We start from the raw sequence: 23,717 nt of genomic DNA on the forward strand, positions 1-23,717 counted from the left end.
TTCCGGCTGCCCCGTGTACCGGGCCTCGCGCTCTACGCCTTGCGGAGCCGGGCGATGATGCCGTCCAGGTCCCGTCGGAACAGGTCCGGGCGGACGACGTGCCCGCCCGGCGCTTCGTGCCATTCGTGCGGGATTCCGGCTGTGCCGAGGCCCGCCCGGAACTCCCGCTGACCGGCGAGCACCTGCGTCTCGTTGACGGTGTCGAACCAGTTGACCGGGTCGGGGCTGGTGCCGGCGACCAGGAAGACCCGCTTGTTCCGGTAGCTCTCGATGCGCTGCACGGGGTTGTCGGCGGTCACCCGCGCCTCGTCCCAGAGCGGCGCGCCGTAGACCGTGCCTCCGCCCAGCTCCACGGCGGCGGAGGAGGCGTTGGCCCAGTGGGTGACCAGGCCGAGGTCGCGACGCAGGCTGGCGGGACCGGAGTGGGCGCTCACCGAGGCGAAGTGGCCGTAGTACTTGGCCGCGTACTTCAGCGCTCCGAAGCCGCCCATCGAGAATCCGGAGACGGCCCGGCCGTCGTACTCGGCGAACGTACGGAAGTTGGCGTCGATCCACGGGACCAGCTGGGCGATGTGGAAGGTTTCCCAGTTCCGGGCGCCGGTGTTGGAGCTGACCGGGTTGGAGTACCAGCCGGCGTGGCCGCCGTCGGGCATCACGACGATGAGAGGTTTTCCGGCCGTCCAGTCGCGGATGCCCATGCGGTCGAACGTGATGAAGTCCTGGTCCGTACCCCCTCCGTGGAAGAGGTAGAGGACCGGATAGGAGCGGCCGCTGCTGTGGTAGCCGTCCGGGAGCAGGACATTGACGCCGGGGTTCCAGCCGATCGCATCGGTCGCGAAGCGGTAGAACCACATCCGGGGGTCCCGCTCGTCATGACCCACGATGCGCAGTCCGAAGCCGTCGCCCGCCGCGGCGGCCGATGTCGCCGACGCCAGTACCCCTCCGGACCCGAGGGCCACAGCCGCGGTGACTCCACCGAAGGCTCTGATGGCGTTCCTGCGGGTGTAGCGATGCGTGCTCAACATGCTCTCCTGACTGGGAAGGCTCCGCGGACGACACGGACGGGGACAGGTCCGCCCTCCCGGCGGTCCCGCGGGAGGGCGGCCTGTCGGCGGGCCGGACCTGCCCGGCAGCCGGCGGGCGAACGGATCAGGCGGAGTAGCCCTTCGGCGGGATCAGCGAGGCGAGCTGGTCGAAGCTGATCCAGTAGATCTGGTTGCCGCTGAACGAGGCGGGGTCGGCTATGACGACGGTCCGGTCCACCTCGTCGTAGCCGAAGACGGTGAAGTAGTGGTAGATCGTCTGGTCGGACGGATACCCGGGCGGCTGGTTCCCCGGCGGGGCGACGATGTTGGCCACCAGCGGATAGTTCCGGTCGATGTCGAACACGATGTCGTTCCAGAGCAGGTCCCGCTGGCCCTGGGTGGGCGGATCGTTCGGCATCTCCTTGGTCTCGTACCAGCCCCCGCCGAGGTTCGCGTTGAGTACACCGGTCACCTGCCCGATGTGGTCGGTTCCCGCCTCCGTCGTGCCGAGCTGCCAGGCGAGATCTCCCTGGCTGGGCGGCGCCATGCGGGCGGAGAGCGCTATGCGAGTCGCGGCGGGACCGCACCAGTAGCCGGTCTCCTGGACCTGGTAGTCGATCTGGAGCCAGTGGGCGCTGCGGGTGCGTCCGGCGTCGACCTTCAGCCTGCTGCCCGGCTTGTCGAACCCGCTGAGGACGGCCGTGCCCGCTTTCGACCCGTGGGCGAGTACGGAGACGGACGGGGCGGACGACGCGTACGCCGTGGCGGGCTGGAGCAGAGCCCCGAGGGCCATGGCTGCGACGGCCGCGGACACAAGTCTCTTACGCATGAGAGCTCCTGGGGGGACGGGCCCGTGAGGGAGGGCGCGACTGTGGGGGTGCCCGGTCGTGTGCACAAGCAGGGTCAGCGTGATTCCCCGCCCGTGCCGGAGGCAAGCGGTGAAAGTTCAGGCTTACCGGTGAAGCCCGGTGGCCCCACGCTCCGTCGGCGGGGGCACCGCCCTCCCTCCGGCGGCCAGCAGGGCGCGCCCCTCCGCGGTCGCGACGTGCAGGGACCGCCCGGCCTTACGGACGGTGGTGACCAGTCCGGCCGCGCGCAGCACGTTGACGTGCTGGCTGACAGCGGGATGGGTCACCTGGAGGAGACGGGCGGCCTCGACGGTGGAGCAGCCGGTGAGAGTGGCGCGCAGTACGCCGGCACGTGTGTGGCCGAGCAACGGCCCCAGGGGCCCGGAGCCCTCGGTGGACGCTGCGTCGGGAGCGGGACCGGCCCAGCCCGTGGCGTGGTGGATGGGGTAGACCAGCACCGGTGGCAACTCCCCGTCGGCCAGGGTGGTCGGTGTGGGCCAGCAGAAGAACGACGGCTGGAGCACCAGGCCCCGTCCGCACAGGTGGAGCTGCTGGTCGACGGGGTAGGCGACTTCCAGCACGGGGTGCCGCCAGCGGAACTGCGGACCCAGACCGCCGAGCAGTCCCTCGGTACCCCGGTCGAGGAGGCTGTACAGCCGGACGGCGCGGTCAGCGTCGACGTGGGCACGGATGCACGCCCAGTAGGGTGCGAGAGCCTCCAACTGGTACGTATGGAGGGCGTCGCCGAGTCGGCGGAGGGCATCGGTGTCGCCCGCGGCCAGGGAGCGCACCCAGCCCGGCATCCGTAGCGAGGTCGCCAACTTCGACAGATCGGTGCGCAGCCGCGGATGCGGGGTGCTCAGCAGGACGTCGAGTGCCGCCTGCAGGCTGGTGCGGTCACCGGAGGTGGGGGTGAGGAAGTCGGGGGAGTAGCCGCGGGGCGGCAGCAGGCCGGCCAGCAGTGTGCGGCTGCCCGAGAGCCTCGGCCGGGCCCAGCGCCTCCACGCATCGAATTCCCTCGCTCCGTCCCGGCGCTGCAAGGTCTGAACGCTGTTGGTGATCTCCCAGAGGAAGTCGGGCCCCGGCGCCACCCGGACCCGCGCCAGGTCCTCGGACGTGAAGTGCACCCGCAACATGGACCCTCCATCGAGAGGTGATGGTGCGCCGGCGCCTGCCGCCGGGCCCTCCGCCGGATGAACAAGGCGGAGGCCAGGGGTAGTTGCCACTCCGGCGCCGTGCAGGCTGCCTCCCGGCAGCGTACCTGCGCTCGACCGGCGTGACAGGAGGGCAGCGGTGATCACAGCCGCCCTGCCCGAAGGGTGCGAGCCGCGCCGGGGAGGGAGCGCCTCCGGGAACGGGTCCCCGGGCATGAAAAAGACCCCCTGCACAGTGTTTCCACTGGCGAGAGGGTCTTTTCGGCACTTCCTGCGAAGTGCCCCCGGCAGGATTCGAACCTGCGCACCCGGCTCCGGAGGCCGATGCTCTATCCCCTGAGCTACGGGGGCGATGTCGCTGCGCTCGGCGGCGACGAGTGAAACCCTACCAGCTCCGACGGGGTGTCCGGGAACACGTTTTTGCGGGTCGTCGGGGCCGGGCCGCGACCGTGCGCGGGGACGCGTGTGCGGCCGGTGCCGGAGGGGCGTCGGCCACCCTCCGGGGGCGGAAGTGGGCAAAACCCGGACGCAGCTCCTCCGCCCGCCCTACCCTCGAAGGGTGTCAGGGGCGTACGGCCGCGTGCTTGTTGTCGACGACAACAAGGTCATCCGGCAGCTGATCAGGGTCAATCTCGAGCTGGAGGGCTTCGAGGTCGTGACCGCGGCCGATGGCGTCGAGTGCCTGGACCTGGTCCACGAGGTCCGCCCGGACGTGATCACCCTCGACGTCGTGATGCCCCGGCTCGACGGGGTGCAGACCGCCGCCCGGCTGCGCGCCGACCCCAGGACCGGGCACCTGCCCGTCGCCGTCATCAGCGCGTGCACGCCGCACGAGGTGGACAGCGGGGTGGCCGCCGGGGTCGACGCGTTCCTGGCGAAGCCCTTCGAGCCGAGCGAGCTGGTGCGCATGGTGCGACGGCTCGCGGACCGTGAGAACCCCGTGCCCCTCGACGACAGGCGCGGTGCCGGGACGGCCGGGAGCGCGGCGGGCTGAGGGTACGGCCGGCCGGGTCGCTGCCCGTATGGCGAAACCGGTTGGCGAAGTGCCCCCCTTCCTCCCATACGCTGGTGCCGTGACCCCCGCAGATCTCTCCCGGACCGTGCTGCACGCTGTGCGCCGCGCGGTCGACGAGAACGCCCTGCGCGCGCCGGTGCCCGCGCGCGTGCGGGTCGAGCGGACACGGCCCGGCGGCAGCGGCGACTACGCCTGCGCCGTCGCCCTCCAGCTGGCCGGCCCCGCCGCGCTCCCCGCACGGGAGGTCGCCGCGCTGCTGCGGGACCGGGTCGCCGGGGCCCCGGGGATCGGGCGGGTCGAGATCACCGGACCGGGCTTCCTGAACTTCACGCTCGACGCCGCCACCGGCGCCGACGCCCGCGCCGCCCGCGTTCGCGAGGTGCGTGAGCTCGGTCTCCGCTACGGGCGGGTCACCACGGAGGCCGGGCGCCTCCACCGCCTCCACCACCCCAGCGAGATCAGGGCCGCCGTCGTCGCCCAGGGCGTGGCGCGGCTCCTGCGCACCCAGGGCGGCCAGGTGTACGTCGGCTGCACCGGCGAGCCCGGCCCCCGCTGGGAGGACCTGCGGGTGAGGGTCGGCACGCGGTACGGGGCCGAGGAGAGCGCCCTGATCCGTCCCGTCCCCGCCGGCGCCACCGCCGGGGCGCTGGTGGACCGGCTCGGACGCGAGGCCGCGCTGTGGGGACTGCAGCGGCCCGCCGCCCACGACCACGCGCCCCTGGGTGACGACCTCCTCGTACAGGGGGAGGCCAGCCCGTTCTTCCTGGTCCGCTACGCATACGCCCGTACCCGCGCACTCACCCGCGAGGCGGCGCGGCTCGGTTTCGCCGGCCGGTACGACATCGACGTCGACGCGCCCGCGCTGCACGCCGCGCTCGCCGACCACCCCGGTGTCCTCGCCTCGGCGGCGCGCCTGCACGCGCCGGACCGCGTCGCCCGGTTCCTGGAGACCACGGCGGACGCCCTCCTCGACCTCCACGCCACGGCCCCGCCGCTTCCCGTCGGCGACGAGAAACCCTCGGCCGCCCACCGCTCCCGGCTGGCCCTTGCCGAAGCCGCCGGGAAGGTGCTGGCAGGCGGCCTGTTCGTGCTCGGCATCAGCGCGCCCCCACACCTCTGACGAGCGACTTGAGAGAGCAGAGCAGAACGATGAGCCGATCCGCACACCCCGCCGGGCCCCGTCACGCCGACGTCTACCCCGAGGGCCACTACACCGCCCCGGCCACCGACCTCAACGAGCTGGACCCGAAGGTCTGGTCCCGTACCGTCACCCGTGACACGGACGGCGCGCTCACCGTCGGCGGGATCGAAGTCGCCCGGCTGGCCGAGGAGTTCGGAACCCCGGCGTACTTCCTGGACGAGTCCGACTTCCGGGCCCGCTGCCGCGCCTGGGCGGACGCCTTCGGGCCGGACGCCGACGTCTTCTACGCAGGCAAGGCCTTCCTGTCGCGCGCCGTCGTGCGCTGGCTCCAGGAGGAGGGACTGAACCTCGACGTCTGCTCCGGCGGCGAGCTGGCCACCGCGCTGGATGCCGGGATGCCCGCCGAGCGCATCGCCTTCCACGGCAACAACAAGACCGTCGCCGAGATCGAGCGGGCCGTCGAGGCGGGCGTCGGGCGGATCGTCCTCGACTCCTTCCAGGAGATCGTCCGCGTCTCGCACGTCGCCCAGCGGCTCGGCGTCCGCCAGCGCGTGCAGATCCGCGTCACCGTCGGCGTCGAGGCCCACACCCACGAGTTCATCGCCACCGCGCACGAGGACCAGAAGTTCGGCATCGCGCTGGCGGACGGGCTGGCGGCCGAGGCGGTCCGCAGGGCACTCACCCTGGACGGCCTGGAGCTCATCGGCATCCACTCGCACATCGGCTCGCAGATCTTCGACATGGCCGGCTTCGAGGTCTCGGCGCGGCGCGTGGTGCAGCTGCTCGCCGAGGTCCGCGACGAGCACGGCGTCGAGCTCCCCGAGATCGACCTCGGCGGCGGCCTCGGTATCGCGTACACCTCCGAGGACGACCCCCGCGAGCCGCACGAGATCGCCAAGGCGCTCAGCGACATCGTGACCCGCGAGTGCGAGTCGGCCGGTCTGCGGACCCCGCGCATCTCCGTCGAACCGGGCCGCGCGATCGTCGGCCCCACCGCCTTCACGCTGTACGAGGTCGGCACCATCAAGCCCCTCGAAGGCCTGCGGACGTACGTCAGCGTCGACGGCGGCATGTCGGACAACATCCGCACCGCCCTGTACGACGCCGAGTACAGCGTGGCGCTGGTCTCCCGCAGCTCCGACGCCGAGCCCATGCTCGTACGGGTCGTCGGCAAGCACTGCGAGAGCGGTGACATCGTGGTCAAGGACGCGTTCCTGCCGTCCGACCTCGCGCCGGGCGACCTGATCGCGGTGCCCGCCACCGGTGCGTACTGCCGCTCCATGGCGAGCAACTACAACCACGCCCTTCGCCCGCCGGTCGTCGCCGTGCGCGAGGGGGAGGCGCGGGTCATCGTCCGGCGCGAGACGGAGGAAGATCTCCTGCGGCTCGATGTCGGCTGATGAAATTCACATCTCAAAATCCGGACGGGTGGCAGAAACCCCCGTCCGGTGAGTGAGACTGGTCCACACATCAGAAGTATGAGAAACGAGGTCGGATGATGCGTACGCGTCCGCTGAAGGTGGCGCTGCTGGGCTGTGGAGTGGTCGGCTCAGAGGTGGCGCGCATCATGACGACGCACGCCGACGACCTCGCCGCGCGCATCGGCGCGCCGGTCGAGCTCGCCGGTGTCGCCGTGCGCCGGCCCTCCAAGGTGCGGGAGGGCATCGACCCCGCGCTGATCACCACCGATGCGACCGCCCTGGTCAAACGGGGCGACATCGACGTCGTCGTCGAGGTCATCGGGGGCATCGAGCCCGCCCGTACGCTCATCACCACCGCCTTCGAGCACGGCGCGGGCGTCGTCTCGGCCAACAAGGCGCTCCTCGCCGAGGACGGCTCCGCGCTCCACGCCGCCGCGGAAAGCAACGGCCGGGACCTCTACTACGAGGCGGCCGTGGCCGGCGCCATCCCGCTCGTACGGCCGCTGCGCGAGTCCCTCGCCGGCGACAAGGTCAACCGGGTCCTCGGCATCGTCAACGGCACGACCAACTTCATCCTCGACCGGATGGACACGAGCGGAGCCGGGTACTCCGAGGCGCTCGACGAGGCCACCGCGCTCGGTTACGCCGAGGCCGACCCCACCGCCGACGTCGAGGGCTTCGACGCCGCCGCGAAGGCCGCCATCCTCGCCGGGATCGCCTTCCACACCCGGGTGAAGATCGGCGAGGTGCACCGCGAGGGCATCACCGAGGTCACCGCGGCCGACATCGCCTCCGCCCGCCGCATGGGCTGTACCGTCAAGCTCCTCGCGATCTGCGAGCGCGCCGCCGACGGCAACTCCGTCACCGCCCGCGTGCACCCCGCGATGATCCCGCTCAGCCACCCGCTGGCATCCGTGCGCGAGGCGTACAACGCGGTCTTCGTCGAGGCGGAGGCGGCCGGGCAGCTCATGTTCTACGGCCCCGGCGCCGGCGGTGCCCCGACGGCCTCTGCGGTCCTGGGCGACCTCGTCGCCGTGTGCCGCAACATCATCGGCGCGACCACCGGTCCCGGTGAGTCCGCGTACACGCGTCTGCCGGTCAGCCCCATGGGCGATGTCGTCACGCGCTACCACATCAGTCTCGACGTGGCCGACAAGCCTGGCGTACTCGCCCAGGTCGCGACGGTCTTCGCCGAACAGGGCGTATCCATCGATACGGTCCGCCAGCAGAGCCGGCCGGACAGTCAGGAAACCGGCGGCGAGGCTTCGCTCGTCGTCGTCACCCACCGCGCGCCCGACGCCGCCCTCTCCGGGACCGTCGAAGCGCTGCGCAAGCTGGACACCGTGCGCGGTGTCGCCAGCATCATGCGTGTTGAAGGGGAGTAAGGACCCATGACCAGCAAGGGCACCCACCAGTGGCGCGGCATCATCGAGGAGTACCGGGACCGTCTTCCGGTCACGAGCACGACGCCGGTCGTCACACTCCGTGAGGGTGGCACGCCGCTCGTCCCGGCGCAGGTCCTCTCCGAGCGCACGGGCTGCGAGGTGCACCTCAAGGTCGAGGGCGCCAACCCCACCGGTTCGTTCAAGGACCGCGGCATGACCATGGCGATCACCCGGGCCAAGGAGGAGGGCGCGCAGGCCGTCATCTGCGCCTCCACCGGCAACACCTCGGCCTCCGCGGCGGCGTACGCCGTGCGCGCGGGCATGGTCTGCGCCGTCCTCGTGCCGCAGGGCAAGATCGCGCTCGGCAAGATGGGGCAGGCGCTCGTCCACGGCGCGAAGATCCTCCAGGTCGACGGGAACTTCGACGACTGCCTGACCCTGGCCCGCGGCCTCTCGGACAACTACCCGGTGGCGCTGGTCAATTCGGTCAACCCGGTCCGGATCGAGGGTCAGAAGACCGCCGCGTTCGAGATCGTCGACGCGCTCGGCGACGCCCCCGACATCCATGTCCTGCCGGTGGGCAACGCGGGCAACATCACGGCCTACTGGAGGGGCTACCGGGAGTACGCGAAGGACGGCGTCTCCACGCACACCCCGCGCATGTGGGGCTTCCAGGCCTCCGGCTCCGCGCCGATCGTGCGCGGCGAGATCGTCAAGGACCCGGCGACCATCGCCACCGCGATCCGCATCGGCAACCCGGCGTCCTGGCAGTTCGCCCTGGACGCGCGTGACGAGTCGGGCGGCTTCATCGACGACGTGACGGACCGTCAGATCCTGTCGGCGTACCGCCTGCTGGCCTCCCGGGAGGGTGTCTTCGTGGAGCCCGCGTCGGCCGCCTCCGTCGCCGGTCTGCTCAAGGCCGCCGACGAGGGCAAGGTCGACCCCGGCCAGAAGATCGTCTGCACCGTCACGGGCAACGGCCTCAAGGACCCCGACTGGGCCGTCGCGGGTGCTCCGCAGCCGGTGACCGTCCCGGTCGACGCGGTGGCCGCGGCCGAGAAGCTGGGCCTCGCGTAACCGGCGTCCGCCGCAGCTCAGCCGCCCTTCCGGGGCGGAGAGCGCATGGGAGGTGTGCGACACGCATCGTGCGCCTCCCGTGCGCCCTATGTCGCCACAGAACCTTCCTTCGATAAGCTGTACCCGACCCGCCCCGCCGCATCCGGCGGTGCAGCAGCCGTCGTGACTGCCGGGCCCCCCGTACCCTCCGCGCAACGGCACCCCACGCACGCCGAAGTACCCCGCACCACCATCCCCGCCGCCGTACAGGAAGAGTCGTCCAACCGATGGCCGGTCCCGCGTTCCGAGCCGCCGCCGTCCGGGTGCGCGTCCCCGCAACCAGTGCCAATCTGGGCCCGGGTTTCGACGCCCTCGGCCTCTCGCTGGGGCTCTACGACGACGTCGTCGTCCGGGTCGCCGATTCCGGGCTGCACATCGACATCGCGGGTGAGGGCGCCGAGACGCTGCCCCGCGACGAGAGCCACCTGCTCGTACGCTCCCTGCGCACGGCCTTCGACCTGCTCGGCGGACAGCCCCGCGGCCTGGAGATCGTCTGCGCCAACCGCATCCCGCACGGCCGCGGCCTGGGCTCCTCGTCCGCCGCCATCTGCGCCGGGATCGTCGCCGCCCGCGCCGTGACGACCGGCGGCGAGGCCCGCCTCGACGACGCCGCGCTGCTGGAGCTGGCCACCGAGATCGAGGGGCACCCGGACAACGTCGCCGCCTGTCTCCTCGGCGGCTTCACGCTCGCCTGGACGGACGGCGGAGCCGCCAGGGCGATCCGGATGGACCCCGCCGACTCCGTCGTGCCGGTGGTCTTCGTCCCGGCCACCCCGGTGCTCACCGAGACCGCCCGCGGCCTGCTGCCGCGCACCGTCCCCCATGTGGACGCCGCGGCCAACGCCGGTCGTGCGGCCCTGCTGGTCGAGGCCCTGACCCGGCGGCCCGAGCTGCTGCTCGCGGCCACGGAGGACCGGCTCCACCAGGAATACCGGGGGCCGGCGATGCCGCAGAGCGTGGAGCTGGTGAACCGGCTGCGCGCCGACGGTGTCCCCGCTGTCATCTCCGGTGCGGGGCCCACCGTGCTCGCACTGACGGAGGAGGGTTCGGCCGACAAGGTCGCCCGGCTGGCGGGTGAGGGCTGGGCCGCGAACCGGCTCGCCCTCGACGCCACGGGTGCGAGCGTGTTGCCGCTCGCCGCGTAATCCCACGTGATTGCCGGTGCATGAGAGGGGGAATGTTTGTTGGAGCCGGTAGTGTTAACCTCAAGTCAGCAATCGACGTCTTCGTGGCGCGTTGCTTCGTGTCCCCTTCCGGGACCACCACTCTTCCGGGAGCCTCCCCGACTGCCTGAGCAGCCTGCCTGAGCTTTCGAGCACGCTCCGGAACCGGCACGACACCCTCTTGCTCGTCCAGGAGTGGGCCGAGCAGGGGGATCTCGCGCCGGAACCCCGCACATTCGTCTCTCCGCCGTACCCGGCGGACCACCGCCCCGGCAAGGTCCGCGATCGACACGATCAACAGACCGCAGTCGGACAGCACAACCGGTCGCCGAGCCAGAAGGCCGACGTCCGCTCCAGGGAAGGACCCTTCGTGAGCGACACCACCGATCTGATGGGCGTGAGCGCCGACAAGAGCGTCGACAGCTCCGTGCCCGCCGAAGGTGCTGCCACTGGCACCACCGCACGGCGCCGCCGCTCCGGCACCGGCCTCGAGGGCATGGTCCTGGCCGAGCTGCAGCAGGTCGCGTCCGGCCTCGGCATCAGGGGGACTGCGCGGATGCGCAAGAGCCAGCTGATCGAGGTCATCAAGGAGGCGCAGGCGGGAGGCTCCTCCGCGCCCGCCTCCAAGGCCGCCGCGTCCGCCGGTACGGACGCCGGGAGCAAGCCCAAGCGGCGCGCCACGTCCAAGACGCGCACCGGTGACGAGACCGCTGCCGCCCCGGCCGCCGACAAGGCCGCCGCCCAGCAGCAGATCGACATCCCCGGCCAGCCGGCCAGCGACGACCAGCCGACGGGTGAGCGCCGCCGTCGCCGGGCGACCGCGCAGGCGGGCAGCCCCGACACCAAGACGGAGCCGAAGGCCGAGTCCAAGGCGGAGGCCGAGCCGAAGAGCGAGTCCAAGGCCGAGGGCCGTCAGGACCGCGGTGACGAGCGCGCCGAGACGAAGGGCGACGCCAAGGCGGAGTCCGCCGCCGACACGGCCGAGGGCCGTCGCGGCGACCGCCAGGACGGCCGGCGTGACCGTGGCGACCGCCAGGACCGCGGCGACCGCCGGGACCGCCAGCGCGACCGCCGCGGCAAGGGCGACGACCAGGGCCAGCAGGGCGGCGGACGCCGTCAGGGCCAGCAGGGCGGCGGCCAGAACCAGGGCCAGCAGGGCGGCGGCGGCCAGCAGGACGACGGTTACGACGACGAGGGCGGCCGCCGTGGCCGCCGCGGGCGTTACCGCGACCGCCGGGGCCGTCGTGGCCGCGACGACTTCGCGACCGACGTGCAGGTGGCCGACGACGACGTCCTGATCCCCGTCGCGGGCATCCTCGACATCCTCGACAACTACGCGTTCATCCGGACCTCCGGCTACCTGCCTGGACCGAACGACGTGTACGTCTCGCTCGCCCAGGTCCGCAAGAACGGCCTGCGCAAGGGTGACCACGTCACCGGTGCGGTGCGCCAGCCCAAGGACGGCGAGCGCCGCGAGAAGTTCAACGCGCTGGTCCGTCTCGACTCGGTCAACGGCATGGCGCCGGAGACCGGCCGCGGCCGTCCCGAGTTCCAGAAGCTGACCCCGCTGTACCCGCAGGACCGGCTCCGTCTGGAGACCGACTCCAACGTCCTGACCACCCGGATCATCGACCTGGTCGCACCGATCGGCAAGGGCCAGCGAGGCCTGATCGTGGCCCCGCCGAAGACCGGTAAGACCATGATCCTGCAGGCCATCGCCAACGCGATCACGGTCAACAGCCCCGAGTGCCACCTGATGGTCGTCCTGGTCGACGAGCGTCCGGAAGAGGTCACCGACATGCAGCGGTCGGTGAAGGGCGAGGTCATCTCCTCGACCTTCGACCGTCCCGCCGAGGACCACACCACGGTCGCCGAGCTCGCCATCGAGCGCGCGAAGCGCCTCGTGGAGCTGGGCCACGACGTGGTCGTCCTGCTGGACTCGATCACCCGTCTGGGCCGCGCCTACAACCTGGCGGCGCCGGCCTCCGGCCGCATCCTGTCCGGTGGTGTCGACTCGACCGCGCTGTACCCGCCGAAGCGCTTCTTCGGTGCGGCGCGGAACATCGAGGACGGCGGCTCGCTGACCATCCTGGCCACCGCGCTGGTCGAGACCGGCTCGCGCATGGACGAGGTGATCTTCGAGGAGTTCAAGGGCACCGGCAACATGGAGCTCAAGCTCGACCGGAAGCTCTCGGACAAGCGCATCTTCCCGGCGGTGGACGTGGACGCGTCCAGCACCCGTAAGGAAGAGATCCTGCTCGGCAGCGACGAGCTGGCGATCGTCTGGAAGCTGCGCCGGGTGCTCCACGCGCTCGACCAGCAGCAGGCGATCGAGCTCCTGCTGGACCGGATGAAGAAGACGCAGTCCAACGCGGAGTTCCTGCTCCAGATCCAGAAGACGACGCCGGCGCCGGGCAACGGCAACGACTGACGTCGCGACGCCACACGTACGAACGCCGGATGCCCCGTCACGGAAGTGACGGGGCATCCGGCGTTCATCTGCCCCTGGTGGGTTGTGTTTTCACCTGAGTAACATGAACAGGTCAAGGTGGGGGGCCACCGCAGCGCAGGTCATCAGGGGGGTCTTGGTTCCGCGCTGCCCGCATGCCTTCGTCCCCCACGAGTCACATCTCACCTACGGCAGGGCCGTGTGCCCGGCCGTACACATGCAGGGGGTTTTCGAGTGCAGATACGCACCCGAGGTGGTCGGTACAGACGTCGTTCCAGCGTCGTACTGCCGGCCGTGGCGATGGTGGCGGGACTGATCGGGGCCGGTCTCACCGTCACCGGGGCGCAGGCGGCCGAACCCGGCGGCAAGCCGCACCTCACCCGGTCAGCCGACCGGGTAGTGGCCCCGTCGCAGGCCGAACTGCGCACGCGCGCGGCCCGGTCGATGCAGACCGACGAGAAGACGAAGGGCTCGCTGACACCGTCGGCGCTCTCCGCCACCAGCGGGGTGAAGAAGCCGGACCCGAAGATCATCGGTGGTTCGGAGACCACGATCTCGGCGGCTCCGTGGATGGCGCAGCTCCACTTCTTCGACGACAAGGACACGGCCGACACCAGCGATGACGAGGGCTACTTCTGCGGTGGCTCCGTCGTCGCCCCCACGAAGGTCGTCACCGCGGCGCACTGCGTCAAGGGCCTCAAGTGGTACCTCGACAGCACGGTCATCGTGGGTACGGATCAACTGCCCACGGACACCGGCCAGATCGACTCCGACGGCTACCCCGTCTACGACTTCCACGGGGGGCAGCTGCGCGGCGCCTACCGCCAGTGGCACCACCCCTCGTACGACGCCGTCACGATCGACAACGACGTCGCCGTTCTCACGCTGAACTCCCCGGTGAGCGTCAAGCCGCTCCCGATCATGCGGAACACCGACACCGCGGTCTACGCGGCGGGTACGGCCGCGAAGGTCTACGGATGGGGCCGCACCAGCTCCACCGAGGACGGGCTCGCCCAGACGTTGAAGGTCGCCCAGGCCGACATCAACACGAACGCCGCCTGCCAGGAGGCGTGGGGCTCCTACTACGTCGTCGGGCACATGGTCTGCGCGGGAGACCCCGCCACGGGCAGCGACGCCGACACGACGACCGTCTGCAACGGCGACTCCGGAGGTCCGCTGGTCGCCGACGGCATGCTGGTCGGTGTCGTCTCCTGGGGCGCGGAGGACTGCTCCGCCCAGGGCGCCTACTCGGTGTACGCGAAGATGAGCACGTACTCCGCGCCGGTCAAGGCCAGGGTCTACGACGCGAATCTGAACTACGACCACACCGCCGACCTGTTCGCCCGTCAGACGTCGTCCGGCACGCTGTACGAGTGGGACTCGTCGGTGACGAAGCTGACCAGGAACTACGACTGGGGCAACGCCGGCGGCATGGACCTGCTGGTTCAGACGGACCTGGACCGGGACGACAACCAGGACCTGCTCTACAGGGTGACCAACGGTGACGTCTACTGGGACCACTGGGTCCCCTCGACAGGTGCCTGGGGGAGCAAGCTGGTCGCCACGGGGTGGAAGGCCCACAAGCAGATCCTCTCGCCCGGTGACCTCACCAACGACGGACTGGCCGACATGCTGGCCGTCAACTCCTCCGGAAACCTGCACCTCTACCCCGGAAAGGGAGATGGAGGGTTCCAGGCCCCGATCCTGATCGGCGGAGGCTGGGGGCAGTACAACATGGTGCGCGGGCACGGTGACTTCACCAATGACGGCAAGCCGGATGTGCTGGCGCGCGGTGCCGACGGATCCGTCTACCTGTACAAGGGCACCAGCACCGCGGCGACACCCTTCGAGCCCAGGGTGAAGGTGGCCACCTTGAGCGGACTCGACATGCTCGCCACGGTCGGCGACGTGAACAGCGACGGCCACGCCGATCTGCTGGGCCGGGACACGGCGGGCAAGCTCTGGCTGTACCCCGGCAACGGCAAGTCCTCGGGTGCGATCTTTGCCACACGTGTGGCCTTCGGCACCGGCTGGAGCAGCTACAACCTGTTCGGCTGAATGACCAGGTGAGCCCCGGGTTACCGGCCCGTTCACCCGTACCTCCCGAGGCCCCCGTCGCGCGACGGGGGCCTCGGCTCGTTGTGCAACGCTTCTGGGTGCTCCGGTCGTCCCACCGAGTGACGCCGGACCGCGCCCGTGCACCACGGCAGGGGGTAGCAGCGAGAAGCGAAAGAGGGAGCCGCATGAGCGAGCAGAGCAGGAGCGCCGGGCGAATACGCGGCACCGGCAGCCGCCGGAGGAAGCCGTCGCGGGGGCGGCGGGTGAAGCGGGTCGCCCTGTGGGGTGCCGCCGCCCTGGTCGTCGTCGGGGGTTCCGGGCTCGGTTACGCGTACTTCACGCTCGACGGGAACCTCAAGGGCGTCGACATCGACGCCGCCCTGGGGACCGACCGCCCCGACGACGTCGACAACGGGTCGCAGGACATCCTGGTGCTGGGTTCCGACTCCCGCTCCGGTGCCAACGGGAAGTACGGCGCCGACGAGGGCTCCGCGCGTGCGGACACCGCGATGATCGTCCACGTCGACGAGGGCCACACCGCCGCCAGCGTCGTCTCGGTCCCGCGCGACACCCTCGTCGACCGTCCCGCCTGCACGAGCGACACCACCGGTGAACAGGTCGGCGCCGCGCACGAGCAGATGTTCAACTCGGCGTACCAGGTCGGCGGGCCCGCCTGCGCGGTGAAGACCGTCGAGGCGATGTCCGGCATCCGCATGGACCACTACGTCGAGGTCGACTTCACCGGGTTCGAGAAGCTCGTCGACGAGCTCGGCGGGGTGAAGGTCACCACCTCGCAGGCGATCGACGACCCCGACAGCCACCTCGCCCTGAAGCCCGGCACCCACACCCTCAGCGGCGAGCAGTCGCTCGGCCTCGTCCGTACGCGGCACAGCGTCGGCGACGGCAGTGACCTGGGCCGCATCCAGCTCCAGCAGGCGTTCGTCAAGGCGCTGATGGACCAGGCGAAGAGCGTCGGGGTGTTCTCGAACCCGAAGACCCTCTTCGGCCTCGCCGACACCGCGACCAAGGCCGTCACCACCGACTCCGAGCTGGCCTCCGTCAAGAAGCTCACCGGCTTCGCGAACGGGCTCAAGGGCCTCGGCTCCAAGAACGTCGACATGGTCACGCTCCCCGTGGAGTACGACCCCCAGGACCCCAACCGGGTGCTGCCCCAGAAGAAGGCCGGGGCGCAGGTGTGGGCCGCCCTCAAGCAGGACAAGCCGGTCCCGGCGTCCGCGACGGCGAAGTCGGCCGGCGACAAGGGCGACGCGGGGGACGTCGTACGGTGAACGGGACGTTCCGTCACCGCGCGGTCGCGGAACGTTCCCCGGACGTACGGGAATACACACGGCCGGGGTCTCGTTTTGGGAGATACGGCCGGTCCTGGCAGACTGGTACGTCGGCCCCGGTTCACGGACGCGCAATCCGCGCGAACGACCCGGAGCCCTCCCGAATCTAGGAGACACCTTGAAGCGCGACATTCACCCCGAGTACGTCGAGACGCAGGTCAGCTGCACCTGCGGTGCGTCGTTCACCACCCGGAGCACCCTTGAGGGCGGCGCCATCCGCGCCGACGTCTGCTCCGAGTGCCACCCGTTCTACACGGGCAAGCAGAAGATCCTCGACACCGGCGGCCGCGTGGCCCGCTTCGAGGCCCGCTTCGGCAAGGCTGCCGGCTCCGCCAGCAAGTAGCGAGCCACTGCGCCGGTTCCCGACGCCCTCCACGGGGCGCCGGGACCGGCGTTTTTTCCGGCTGTGCGGCCGGGCGCACCCGATGGGGCGCGCGCGGCGGCACACCGTCCAGCAGGCCCGCAGACGTATGACGCAGAAACCAGGAGCCCGAAGATGTTCGAGGCGGTCGAGGAACTGATCGGCGAGCACGCCGATCTCGAGAAGAAGCTCGCCGACCCGTCGGTCCACGCCGACCAGGCCAACGCGCGCAAGCTCAACAAGCGCTACGCGGAGCTGACCCCGATCGTCTCCACCTACCGGTCCTGGAAGCAGACCGGCGACGACATCGGGACGGCCCGCGAATTCGCCGCCGACGACCCGGACTTCGCCGCCGAGGTCAAGGTCCTGGAGAAGCAGCGCGAGGAGATCACGGAGAAGCTCCGGCTGCTCCTGGTCCCGCGCGACCCCAGTGACGACAAGGACGTGCTCCTGGAGATCAAGGCGGGCGCGGGCGGCGACGAGTCCGCCCTCTTCGCCGGCGATCTGCTCCGCATGTACCTGCGGTACGCCGAGCGCGTCGGCTGGAAGACCGAGATCATCGACTCCACCGAGTCCGAGCTGGGCGGCTACAAGGACGTCCAGGTCGCAGTGAAGACCAAGGGCGGCAACGGCGCCACCGAGCCCGGCCAGGGCGTCTGGGCCCGGATGAAGTACGAGGGCGGGGTGCACCGCGTGCAGCGGGTGCCCTCCACCGAGTCGCAGGGCCGCATCCACACCTCGGCCGCCGGTGTGCTCGTCACGCCCGAGGCGGAGGAGGTCGACGTGGAGATCCACGCCAACGACCTCCGCATCGACGTCTACCGCTCCTCGGGCCCCGGTGGCCAGTCCGTCAACACCACGGACTCCGCCGTGCGCATCACGCACCTGCCGACCGGCGTCGTCGCCTCCTGCCAGAACGAGAAGAGCCAGCTCCAGAACAAGGAGCAGGCCATGCGCATCCTGCGCTCCCGGCTGCTGGCCGCCGCCCAGGAGGCTGCCGAGCAGGAAGCCTCCGACGTGCGCCGCAGCCAGGTGCGTACGGTGGACCGGTCCGAGAAGATCCGGACGTACAACTTCCCGGAAAACCGGATCTCGGACCACCGGGTGGGCTTCAAGGCGTACAACTTGGACCAGGTCCTCGACGGCGACCTCGACGCCGTCATCCAGGCCTGCGTCGACGCCGACTCCGCCGCCAAGCTCGCCGCCGCATAAGCCGTCTGCCCCACAGCCCCGCCCCGCTCGTGAACCCGTACGGAGAACCGCGATGAACCTGCTGCTCGCCGAGGTGGCCCAGGCCACCCAGCGGCTGGCCGACGCCGGTGTCCCCTCACCGCGATTCGACGCCGAGGAACTCGCCGCGTTCGTGCACGGGGTCAAGCGGGGCGAGCTGCACAACGTGCCGGACGCCGACTTCGACGCCCGCTACTGGGAGACGATCGCCCGCCGCGAGGCCCGCGAACCGCTCCAGCACATCACCGGCCGCGCCTTCTTCCGCTACCTGGAACTCCAGGTCGGCCCCGGTGTCTTCGTCCCGCGCCCCGAGACCGAGTCGGTCGTCGGCTGGGCGATAGACGCGGTCCGCGCGATGGACGTCGTCGAACCGCTGATCGTCGACCTCTGCACCGGATCGGGCGCGATCGCGCTCGCCATGGCGCAGGAGGTCCCGCGCTCCCGTGTGCACGCCGTGGAGCTCTCCGAGGACGCCCTGCGCTGGACCCGGAAGAACGCCGAGGAGTCCAGGGTCACCGTCCACCGAGGCGACGCGCTGAGCGCCCTCCCGGAGCTCGACGGCCAGGTCGACCTGGTCATCTCCAACCCGCCCTACATCCCGCTCACCGAGTGGGAGTACGTGGCGCCGGAGGCCCGCGACCACGACCCGCAGATGGCGCTCTTCTCCGGCGAGGACGGCCTCGACACCATCCGCGGCATCGAACGCACCGCGCACCGTCTGCTCCGCCCCGGCGGGCTCGTCGTCATCGAGCACGCCGACACCCAGGGCGGCCAGGTGCCGTGGATCTTCACCGAGGAGCGTGGCTGGGCCGACGCGGCCGACCACCCCGACCTGAACAACCGGCCCCGGTTCGCGACGGCCCGCAAGGCCATGCCGTGACCACCGGGACACCGGCACCGCACGAACCCCACCCGACAGATCCGTACATGTCCGAGGAGGCCGGCTGATGGCACGGCGATACGACTGCAACGACGCGACCGACCGTACGACCGGCCTGCGTGAAGCCGCGTCCGCCGTCCGCCGTGGCGAACTGGTCGTGCTGCCCACCGACACCGTGTACGGGATCGGTGCGGACGCCTTCAGCGCGGAGGGCGTCGCCGACCTGCTGGACGCCAAGGGCCGTGGCCGCAACATGCCGACCCCTGTGCTGATCGGCTCCCCGAACACCCTGCACGGCCTGGTCACCGACTTCTCCGAGCAGGCCTGGGAGCTCGTCGACGCCTTCTGGCCCGGCGCCCTCACGCTCGTCGCCAAGCACCAGCCGTCCCTCCAGTGGGACCTGGGCGACACCCGCGGCACCGTGGCCGTCCGGATGCCCCTGCACCCGGTCGCCATCGAGCTCCTCACCGAGGTCGGCCCGATGGGCGTCTCCAGCGCCAACCTCACCGGACACCCCTCGCCCGAGACCTGTGACGCCGCCCAGGAGATGCTCGGCGACAGCGTCTCCGTCTACCTCGACGGCGGTCCGACCCCCGGGATCATCCCGTCGTCGATCGTCGACGTCACCGGCAAGGTCCCGGTCCTGCTGCGGGCGGGCGCCCTCACGGTCGAGGAACTCCGCAAGGTGGTACCCGACCTCGAGGTGGCCAATTGACCGCCCCTGAGGGGCGTGGCATAACGGGGCGGCACGACACTTTCCGCATCCTCCACGTCAGCACCGGCAACGTCTGCCGCTCGCCCATCACCGAGCGGCTGACCCGCCATGCCCTCGTGGACCGTCTCGGGGACCCCCTCAGCGGCGGGCTGATCGTGGAGAGCGCGGGCACCTGGGGGCACGAGGGCGCACCCATGGAGGCCAACGCCGAGGTCGTCCTCGCCGACTTCGGCGCCGACGCCACCGGCTTCGTGGGCCGTGAACTCCTCGACGAGCACGTGATCCGCGCCGACCTGGTGCTCACCGCGACCCGCGACCACCGCGCCCAGGTGATCTCCATGGGGCACTCGGCGGGCCTGCGCACCTTCACGCTCAAGGAGTTCACCCGGCTGGTACGGGCCATAGACCCCGCGACGCTGCCCGACGCCCGTGAGGAGGGCGTCGTCCAGCGTGCCCGCGCGCTGGTGCGTGCCGCGGCGGCCCTGCGCGGCTGGTTGCTGGCCCCCACCGCGGAGGCGGACGAGGTCTACGACCCGTACGGCGCGCCCATCACGTTCTTCCGCTCCATCGGGGACGAGATCAGCCAGGCGCTCGACCCCGTCATGACGGCGCTCACCGGGGTACGCGCCCCCCACTGAGGCGCGGCCGGCCCACGCCCCCGCGCGGCGGGGTGCGCCGACCGGCGTAGAGGGGCGCCCGGCAGCGGGCAGGCGGCCCGGGGCGGGCCTACATTGGATCTGACGCCACGCACCCCCCTCCAGGCCCGGAGCCCCCGATGCCGGTCACCACTCCCGCCGCCCGCGCGGCCGCGCCACCGAAGCCCCTGCCGGACGCCGTGACCGCCCTGCCCCAGGACTTCGGCGCCCTGCTCCGCCAGGACCCCGAGATCGGCGGCATCCTGCTGGCCGAGGCCGGGCGGCAGTCGAGCACCCTCCAGCTCATCGCGGCCGAGAACTTCACCTCGCCCGCGGTCCTCGCCGCCCTAGGCTCCCCCCTCGCCAACAAGTACGCCGAGGGCTACCCCGGAGCCCGCCACCACGGCGGCTGCGAACAGGCCGACGCCGCGGAACGCGTCGCCGTCCGGCGGGCGACGGAGCTGTTCGGCGCCGAGCACGCCAACGTCCAGCCCCACTCGGGCTCCTCGGCCGTCCTCGCCGCGTACGCCGCGCTGCTGCGCCCCGGTGACACGGTGCTGGCCATGGGACTCCCGTACGGAGGGCACCTCACCCACGGCGCTCCCGGCAACTTCTCCGGGCGCTGGTTCGAGTTCGCCGGCTACGGCGTCGATCCCGACAGCGGGCTCATCGACTACGCGCAGGTGCGCGCCCTCGCCCGGGCGCGGCGTCCCAAAGCGATCGTGTGCGGCTCGATCTCGTACCCCCGGCACCCCGACTACGAGCAGTTCCGCGCCATCGCCGACGAGGCCGGCGCCTATCTGATCGCGGACGCGGCCCACCCCATGGGCCTGATCGCCGGGGGAGCGGCCCCCAGCCCGGTCCCGTACGCGGACGTGGTGTGCGCCACCACGCACAAGGTGCTGCGCGGGCCGCGCGGCGGCATGATCCTGTGCGGCGTGGAGCTGGCCGAGCGGATCGACCGCGCGGTGTTCCCGTTCACCCAGGCCGGCGCCCAGATGCACACCGTCGCGGCGAAGGCCGTCGCGTTCGGAGAGGCGGCGACCCCGGGCTTCGCGGTCTACGCCCACCGGGTCGTCGCGCACGCCCGGGCCCTGGCGGCCGCCCTGGAGGCCGAGGGCTTCGAGATCACCACGGGCGGCACGGACACCCACATCGTCGTCGCCGACCCCGCCCCGCTGGGCGTCGACGGCCGCACCGCCCGCGAGCGGCTCATGGCCGCCGGGATGGTGCTGGACACCTGCGCCCTGCCGTACGGGGACGCGCGCGGCATCCGGCTCGGCACCGCGGCCGTCACCACCCAGGGCATGGACGAGGACGACATGGCGCGGATCGCCGAGCTGTTCGGCGCCGCCGTGCGCGAGGAGGGCGACCCGGGAGCGCTGCGGGCCGAGGTGCTCGCACTGGCCGAGCGCAATCCGCCCTATCCGGGGTAGGCGAGGCAGGTGGAACCATTACCCGTGGCTCGGTGTCCTCGCTCATGAGACTAGGGTGTGGGGCTGAGATGGCCGGCGAATTCTGTGGGGCAGCCCGTGCGTGATTACCTGCTGACGCTCTGTGTCACGGCAGCGGTTACCTATCTGCTGACCGGGCCGGTGCGGAAGTTCGCCATCGCGGTCGGGGCGATGCCCGCGATCCGCGCGCGTGACGTGCACCGGGAACCGACACCTCGGCTCGGTGGCATCGCCATGTTCGGCGGACTGTGCGCGGGGCTGATCGTCGCGGACCACCTGTTCAACCTGAACGGGGTCTTCGAACTCTCCAACGAACCCAGAGCACTGCTCTCCGGTGCCGCCCTGATCTGGCTGATCGGCGTACTCGACGACAAGTTCGAGATCGACGCCCTGATCAAGCTCGGCGGACAGATGATCGCCGCCGCGGTCATGGTCATCCAGGGGCTGACGATCCTGTGGCTGCCCATCCCCGGCGTGGGCACGGTCGCGCTCACCCAGTGGCAGGGCACGCTGCTCACGGTCGCCCTGGTCGTGATCACCATCAACGCGGTCAACTTCGTCGACGGGCTCGACGGCCTGGCGGCCGGCATGGTCTGCATCGCGTCGGCCGCGTTCTTCCTCTACACCTACCGCCTCTGGTACGGGTACGGCATCGAGGCGGCCGCCCCCGCGACGCTCTTCGCCGCGATCCTGATGGGGATGTGCCTCGGCTTCCTGCCGCACAACATGCACCCCGCCCGGATCTTCATGGGCGACTCCGGATCGATGCTGATCGGCCTGGTGCTGGCCGCCGGCGCGATCTCCGTCACCGGCCAGGTCGACCCGGACGCGATGAAGCTCTTCGAGGGAAGCGAGCGGCAGGCGACCCACGCGATGCTGCCGGTCTTCATCCCGCTGCTGCTGCCGCTGACGATCATCGCCATCCCGGCGGCCGACCTGATCCTCGCGATCGTGCGCCGCACCTGGAACGGCCAGTCGCCCTTCGCCGCCGACCGCGGGCACCTGCACCACCGGCTGCTGGAGATCGGGCACTCGCACAGCCGTTCCGTGCTGATCATGTACTTCTGGTCGGCGCTGATCGCCTTCGGCGCCGTCGGCTACTCCGTGCACTCCGCGTCCCTGTGGATCGTGCTGGTGATCGTGGGGCTCAGCGCTGTGGGTCTCGTCCTGCTGCTCATGCCCCGCTTCACCCCGCGCGCCCCGCACTGGGCCGAGTCCTTCGTGCCGCCGCGCTACCGGCGCCGCCGGCCCGGGGAGGCCACCGGCGGCGAGGAGGGGGCCGAGCGGGCCCCGGGCTCCCAACACGGGCCGGAGGGCTCGCAGATGGCCTCTCCGGAGCCGGAACGGGCCTCGGTGGCCGTGGGTGTCTCCGGCGTCAACGGAGCGACCGCGATCGGCCCCCGTTCGCGCTTCACGGATCGGGACCGCGCCGACTCGTCGCGTTAGCACCGCCGACGCAGAAACCCCTATATCAGGCAATGTGGCGTGACGTTCTGCACACACGGGCGGGTTAACCCTCATGTGTGACAGCTGGCACACTTTCTGAGTAAAGACCTCATCAAATAGTTTGTGATACCGTTCACGAAGCCCGGTGAGGAAGCCGAAGGACCTGAGTAGCACGGTCCTTTGGCCCGAAACATCGACTCGGACCGGGCCTACGCTCGTCCCTGACGACCACTGACCACCCCCTGCAATGCGGAGTAACCGCCATGCCGTCCAACGACGCCCGGACTCTCCTTCACACCGCCGTGCCCACTGCTGCCGCCGGTGTCGTCGCCGTCGCCGTCAGCGCTGTGCTCGCCGGCGGCAAGGGAGCGATCGGCGCAGCGGTCGGGACGCTGGTGGTGATCCTCTTCATGGGGATCGGGCTCGGCGTCCTGCAGCGCACCGCCAAGTCGATGCCGCACCTGTTCCAGGCCATGGGACTCGTGCTCTACACGACCGAGCTGCTGCTGCTCTTCGTCTTCGTCGCCGCCTTCAAGAACACGACGCTGTTCAACCCGCGGGCCTTCGCCGCCTCGTTGATGGCCGCGACGCTCGTCTGGGTCGCGGCGCAGATCCGCGTCCACATGAAGACCAAGATCCTTTACGTCGAGCCGGACTCGTCCGCGGGCAAGACGCCCGAGAACATGGGGTCTTCGACGTGAGGGGTAGGCCCGGGATAAGCGCGCGTTCGAGACCCTGCTATCGTCCGGTGCCAACTGCGGCACAGCGGGCGCAGGCATCAAAATCGGCGCCTGCTTCCTCGCGAGGCGTAATGCCTGAGCCGCCCCCCATCCGTAACACCAGTCCAGTGCCGACCAGCGGCTGCTTGCCGC

20 protein-coding genes and 1 tRNA gene are annotated in these 23,717 nt (G+C 71.0%); 17 read left to right on the forward strand and 4 right to left on the reverse strand.

The genetic code is table 11. The features are described 5' to 3' along the window. Positions 1-32: 32 nt before the first annotated feature. From ACZ607_RS15695 to ACZ607_RS15710, 4 genes are all read right to left on the reverse strand, one after another. Entirely contained in the window at positions 33-1,025 is a 993-nt protein-coding gene (locus ACZ607_RS15695; RefSeq protein ID WP_469735247.1) for an alpha/beta hydrolase, read from the reverse strand. Positions 1,026-1,149: 124 nt separating this feature from the next. Continuing rightward, positions 1,150-1,854, reverse strand: coding sequence for a C39 family peptidase (locus tag ACZ607_RS15700; RefSeq protein WP_469735248.1), 705 nt, complete (start codon positions 1,852-1,854; stop codon positions 1,150-1,152). A gap of 123 nt (positions 1,855-1,977) precedes the next feature. Then, positions 1,978-3,009: a winged helix-turn-helix domain-containing protein gene (locus tag ACZ607_RS15705; RefSeq protein ID WP_469735249.1), complete on the reverse strand. Its 1,032-nt coding sequence runs from the start codon at positions 3,007-3,009 to the stop codon at positions 1,978-1,980. A 297-nt stretch (positions 3,010-3,306) separates the two neighbouring features. Next, positions 3,307-3,378, reverse strand: a tRNA-Arg gene (locus tag ACZ607_RS15710). Positions 3,379-3,538: 160 nt separating this feature from the next. On the opposite strand from ACZ607_RS15710, the gene ACZ607_RS15715 reads away from it, so the two are divergent. The 17 genes from ACZ607_RS15715 to ACZ607_RS15795 all read left to right on the forward strand — a co-directional run bounded on the left by ACZ607_RS15715 (position 3,539) and on the right by ACZ607_RS15795 (position 23,546). Further along, positions 3,539-4,021, forward strand: coding sequence for a response regulator (locus ACZ607_RS15715; RefSeq protein WP_469735250.1), 483 nt, complete (start codon positions 3,539-3,541; stop codon positions 4,019-4,021). A gap of 79 nt (positions 4,022-4,100) precedes the next feature. Further along, positions 4,101-5,162 (forward strand): ArgS-related anticodon-binding protein NrtL, encoded by a 1,062-nt coding sequence (nrtL, locus tag ACZ607_RS15720; protein ID WP_469735251.1) that lies wholly within the window; start codon positions 4,101-4,103, stop codon positions 5,160-5,162. A gap of 29 nt (positions 5,163-5,191) precedes the next feature. Next, entirely contained in the window at positions 5,192-6,583 is a 1,392-nt protein-coding gene (lysA, locus tag ACZ607_RS15725) for a diaminopimelate decarboxylase (RefSeq protein ID WP_469735252.1), read from the forward strand. Between the two features lie 95 nt (positions 6,584-6,678). Continuing rightward, the gene (locus tag ACZ607_RS15730) at positions 6,679-7,989 is read left to right on the forward strand and encodes a homoserine dehydrogenase (protein ID WP_469735253.1); all 1,311 of its coding nucleotides are present in this window, start codon (positions 6,679-6,681) and stop codon (positions 7,987-7,989) included. Between the two features lie 6 nt (positions 7,990-7,995). Next, entirely contained in the window at positions 7,996-9,066 is a 1,071-nt protein-coding gene (gene thrC / locus ACZ607_RS15735; RefSeq protein ID WP_469735254.1) for a threonine synthase, read from the forward strand. Positions 9,067-9,332: 266 nt separating this feature from the next. Continuing rightward, complete coding sequence (gene thrB, locus ACZ607_RS15740) at positions 9,333-10,250, forward strand: homoserine kinase (RefSeq protein ID WP_469735255.1); 918 nt, start codon at positions 9,333-9,335, stop codon at positions 10,248-10,250. A 388-nt stretch (positions 10,251-10,638) separates the two neighbouring features. Beyond that, positions 10,639-12,699 carry a transcription termination factor Rho gene (gene rho / locus ACZ607_RS15745; RefSeq protein WP_469735256.1) on the forward strand — a complete coding sequence of 687 codons (2,061 nt, stop codon included), beginning with the start codon at positions 10,639-10,641 and terminating at the stop codon, positions 12,697-12,699. A 252-nt stretch (positions 12,700-12,951) separates the two neighbouring features. After that, positions 12,952-14,775, forward strand: a complete 1,824-nt coding sequence (locus ACZ607_RS15750) for a trypsin-like serine protease (RefSeq protein WP_469735257.1) — start codon at positions 12,952-12,954, stop codon at positions 14,773-14,775. 185 nt (positions 14,776-14,960) lie between these two features. Beyond that, on the forward strand, positions 14,961-16,064 hold the full coding sequence (locus ACZ607_RS15755) for an LCP family protein (RefSeq protein WP_469735258.1): 1,104 nt from the start codon (positions 14,961-14,963) through the stop codon (positions 16,062-16,064). 178 nt (positions 16,065-16,242) lie between these two features. Continuing rightward, entirely contained in the window at positions 16,243-16,467 is a 225-nt protein-coding gene (gene rpmE / locus ACZ607_RS15760; protein ID WP_099174467.1) for a 50S ribosomal protein L31, read from the forward strand. Between the two features lie 153 nt (positions 16,468-16,620). Beyond that, the gene (prfA, locus tag ACZ607_RS15765; protein ID WP_014154059.1) at positions 16,621-17,697 is read left to right on the forward strand and encodes a peptide chain release factor 1; all 1,077 of its coding nucleotides are present in this window, start codon (positions 16,621-16,623) and stop codon (positions 17,695-17,697) included. Between the two features lie 52 nt (positions 17,698-17,749). Then, the gene (prmC, locus tag ACZ607_RS15770) at positions 17,750-18,595 is read left to right on the forward strand and encodes a peptide chain release factor N(5)-glutamine methyltransferase (protein WP_099174465.1); all 846 of its coding nucleotides are present in this window, start codon (positions 17,750-17,752) and stop codon (positions 18,593-18,595) included. Positions 18,596-18,662: 67 nt separating this feature from the next. Continuing rightward, entirely contained in the window at positions 18,663-19,310 is a 648-nt protein-coding gene (locus ACZ607_RS15775) for an L-threonylcarbamoyladenylate synthase (RefSeq protein ID WP_469735259.1), read from the forward strand. After that, the gene (locus tag ACZ607_RS15780; protein ID WP_469735260.1) at positions 19,307-19,948 is read left to right on the forward strand and encodes an arsenate reductase/protein-tyrosine-phosphatase family protein; all 642 of its coding nucleotides are present in this window, start codon (positions 19,307-19,309) and stop codon (positions 19,946-19,948) included. The genes ACZ607_RS15775 and ACZ607_RS15780 overlap by 4 nt, the downstream gene beginning before the upstream one ends. Before the next feature lie 137 nt (positions 19,949-20,085). After that, a complete protein-coding gene (locus ACZ607_RS15785) occupies positions 20,086-21,381 on the forward strand; it encodes a serine hydroxymethyltransferase (protein WP_469735261.1) in 1,296 nt (431 codons plus the stop codon). 96 nt (positions 21,382-21,477) lie between these two features. Further along, complete coding sequence (locus ACZ607_RS15790) at positions 21,478-22,845, forward strand: MraY family glycosyltransferase (RefSeq protein WP_469735262.1); 1,368 nt, start codon at positions 21,478-21,480, stop codon at positions 22,843-22,845. 263 nt (positions 22,846-23,108) lie between these two features. Then, positions 23,109-23,546: a hypothetical protein gene (locus ACZ607_RS15795; RefSeq protein WP_469735263.1), complete on the forward strand. Its 438-nt coding sequence runs from the start codon at positions 23,109-23,111 to the stop codon at positions 23,544-23,546. Positions 23,547-23,717: the final 171 nt, after the last annotated feature.

It is taken from the genome of Streptomyces sp. NPDC104381 (assembly GCF_055583745.1).

Coding starts and splice junctions, on each gene's coding strand:
- ACZ607_RS15695 (WP_469735247.1), bottom strand. CDS start 1,025: ATGTTGAGCACGCATCGCTACACCCGCAGGAACGCCATCAGAGCCTTC.
- ACZ607_RS15700 (WP_469735248.1), bottom strand. CDS start 1,854: ATGCGTAAGAGACTTGTGTCCGCGGCCGTCGCAGCCATGGCCCTCGGG.
- ACZ607_RS15705 (WP_469735249.1), bottom strand. CDS start 3,009: ATGTTGCGGGTGCACTTCACGTCCGAGGACCTGGCGCGGGTCCGGGTG.
- lysA (WP_469735252.1), top strand. CDS start 5,192: ATGAGCCGATCCGCACACCCCGCCGGGCCCCGTCACGCCGACGTCTAC.
- ACZ607_RS15730 (WP_469735253.1), top strand. CDS start 6,679: ATGATGCGTACGCGTCCGCTGAAGGTGGCGCTGCTGGGCTGTGGAGTG.
- thrC (WP_469735254.1), top strand. CDS start 7,996: ATGACCAGCAAGGGCACCCACCAGTGGCGCGGCATCATCGAGGAGTAC.
- thrB (WP_469735255.1), top strand. CDS start 9,333: ATGGCCGGTCCCGCGTTCCGAGCCGCCGCCGTCCGGGTGCGCGTCCCC.
- ACZ607_RS15755 (WP_469735258.1), top strand. CDS start 14,961: ATGAGCGAGCAGAGCAGGAGCGCCGGGCGAATACGCGGCACCGGCAGC.
- prfA (WP_014154059.1), top strand. CDS start 16,621: ATGTTCGAGGCGGTCGAGGAACTGATCGGCGAGCACGCCGATCTCGAG.
- prmC (WP_099174465.1), top strand. CDS start 17,750: ATGAACCTGCTGCTCGCCGAGGTGGCCCAGGCCACCCAGCGGCTGGCC.
- ACZ607_RS15775 (WP_469735259.1), top strand. CDS start 18,663: ATGGCACGGCGATACGACTGCAACGACGCGACCGACCGTACGACCGGC.
- ACZ607_RS15785 (WP_469735261.1), top strand. CDS start 20,086: ATGCCGGTCACCACTCCCGCCGCCCGCGCGGCCGCGCCACCGAAGCCC.
- ACZ607_RS15795 (WP_469735263.1), top strand. CDS start 23,109: ATGCCGTCCAACGACGCCCGGACTCTCCTTCACACCGCCGTGCCCACT.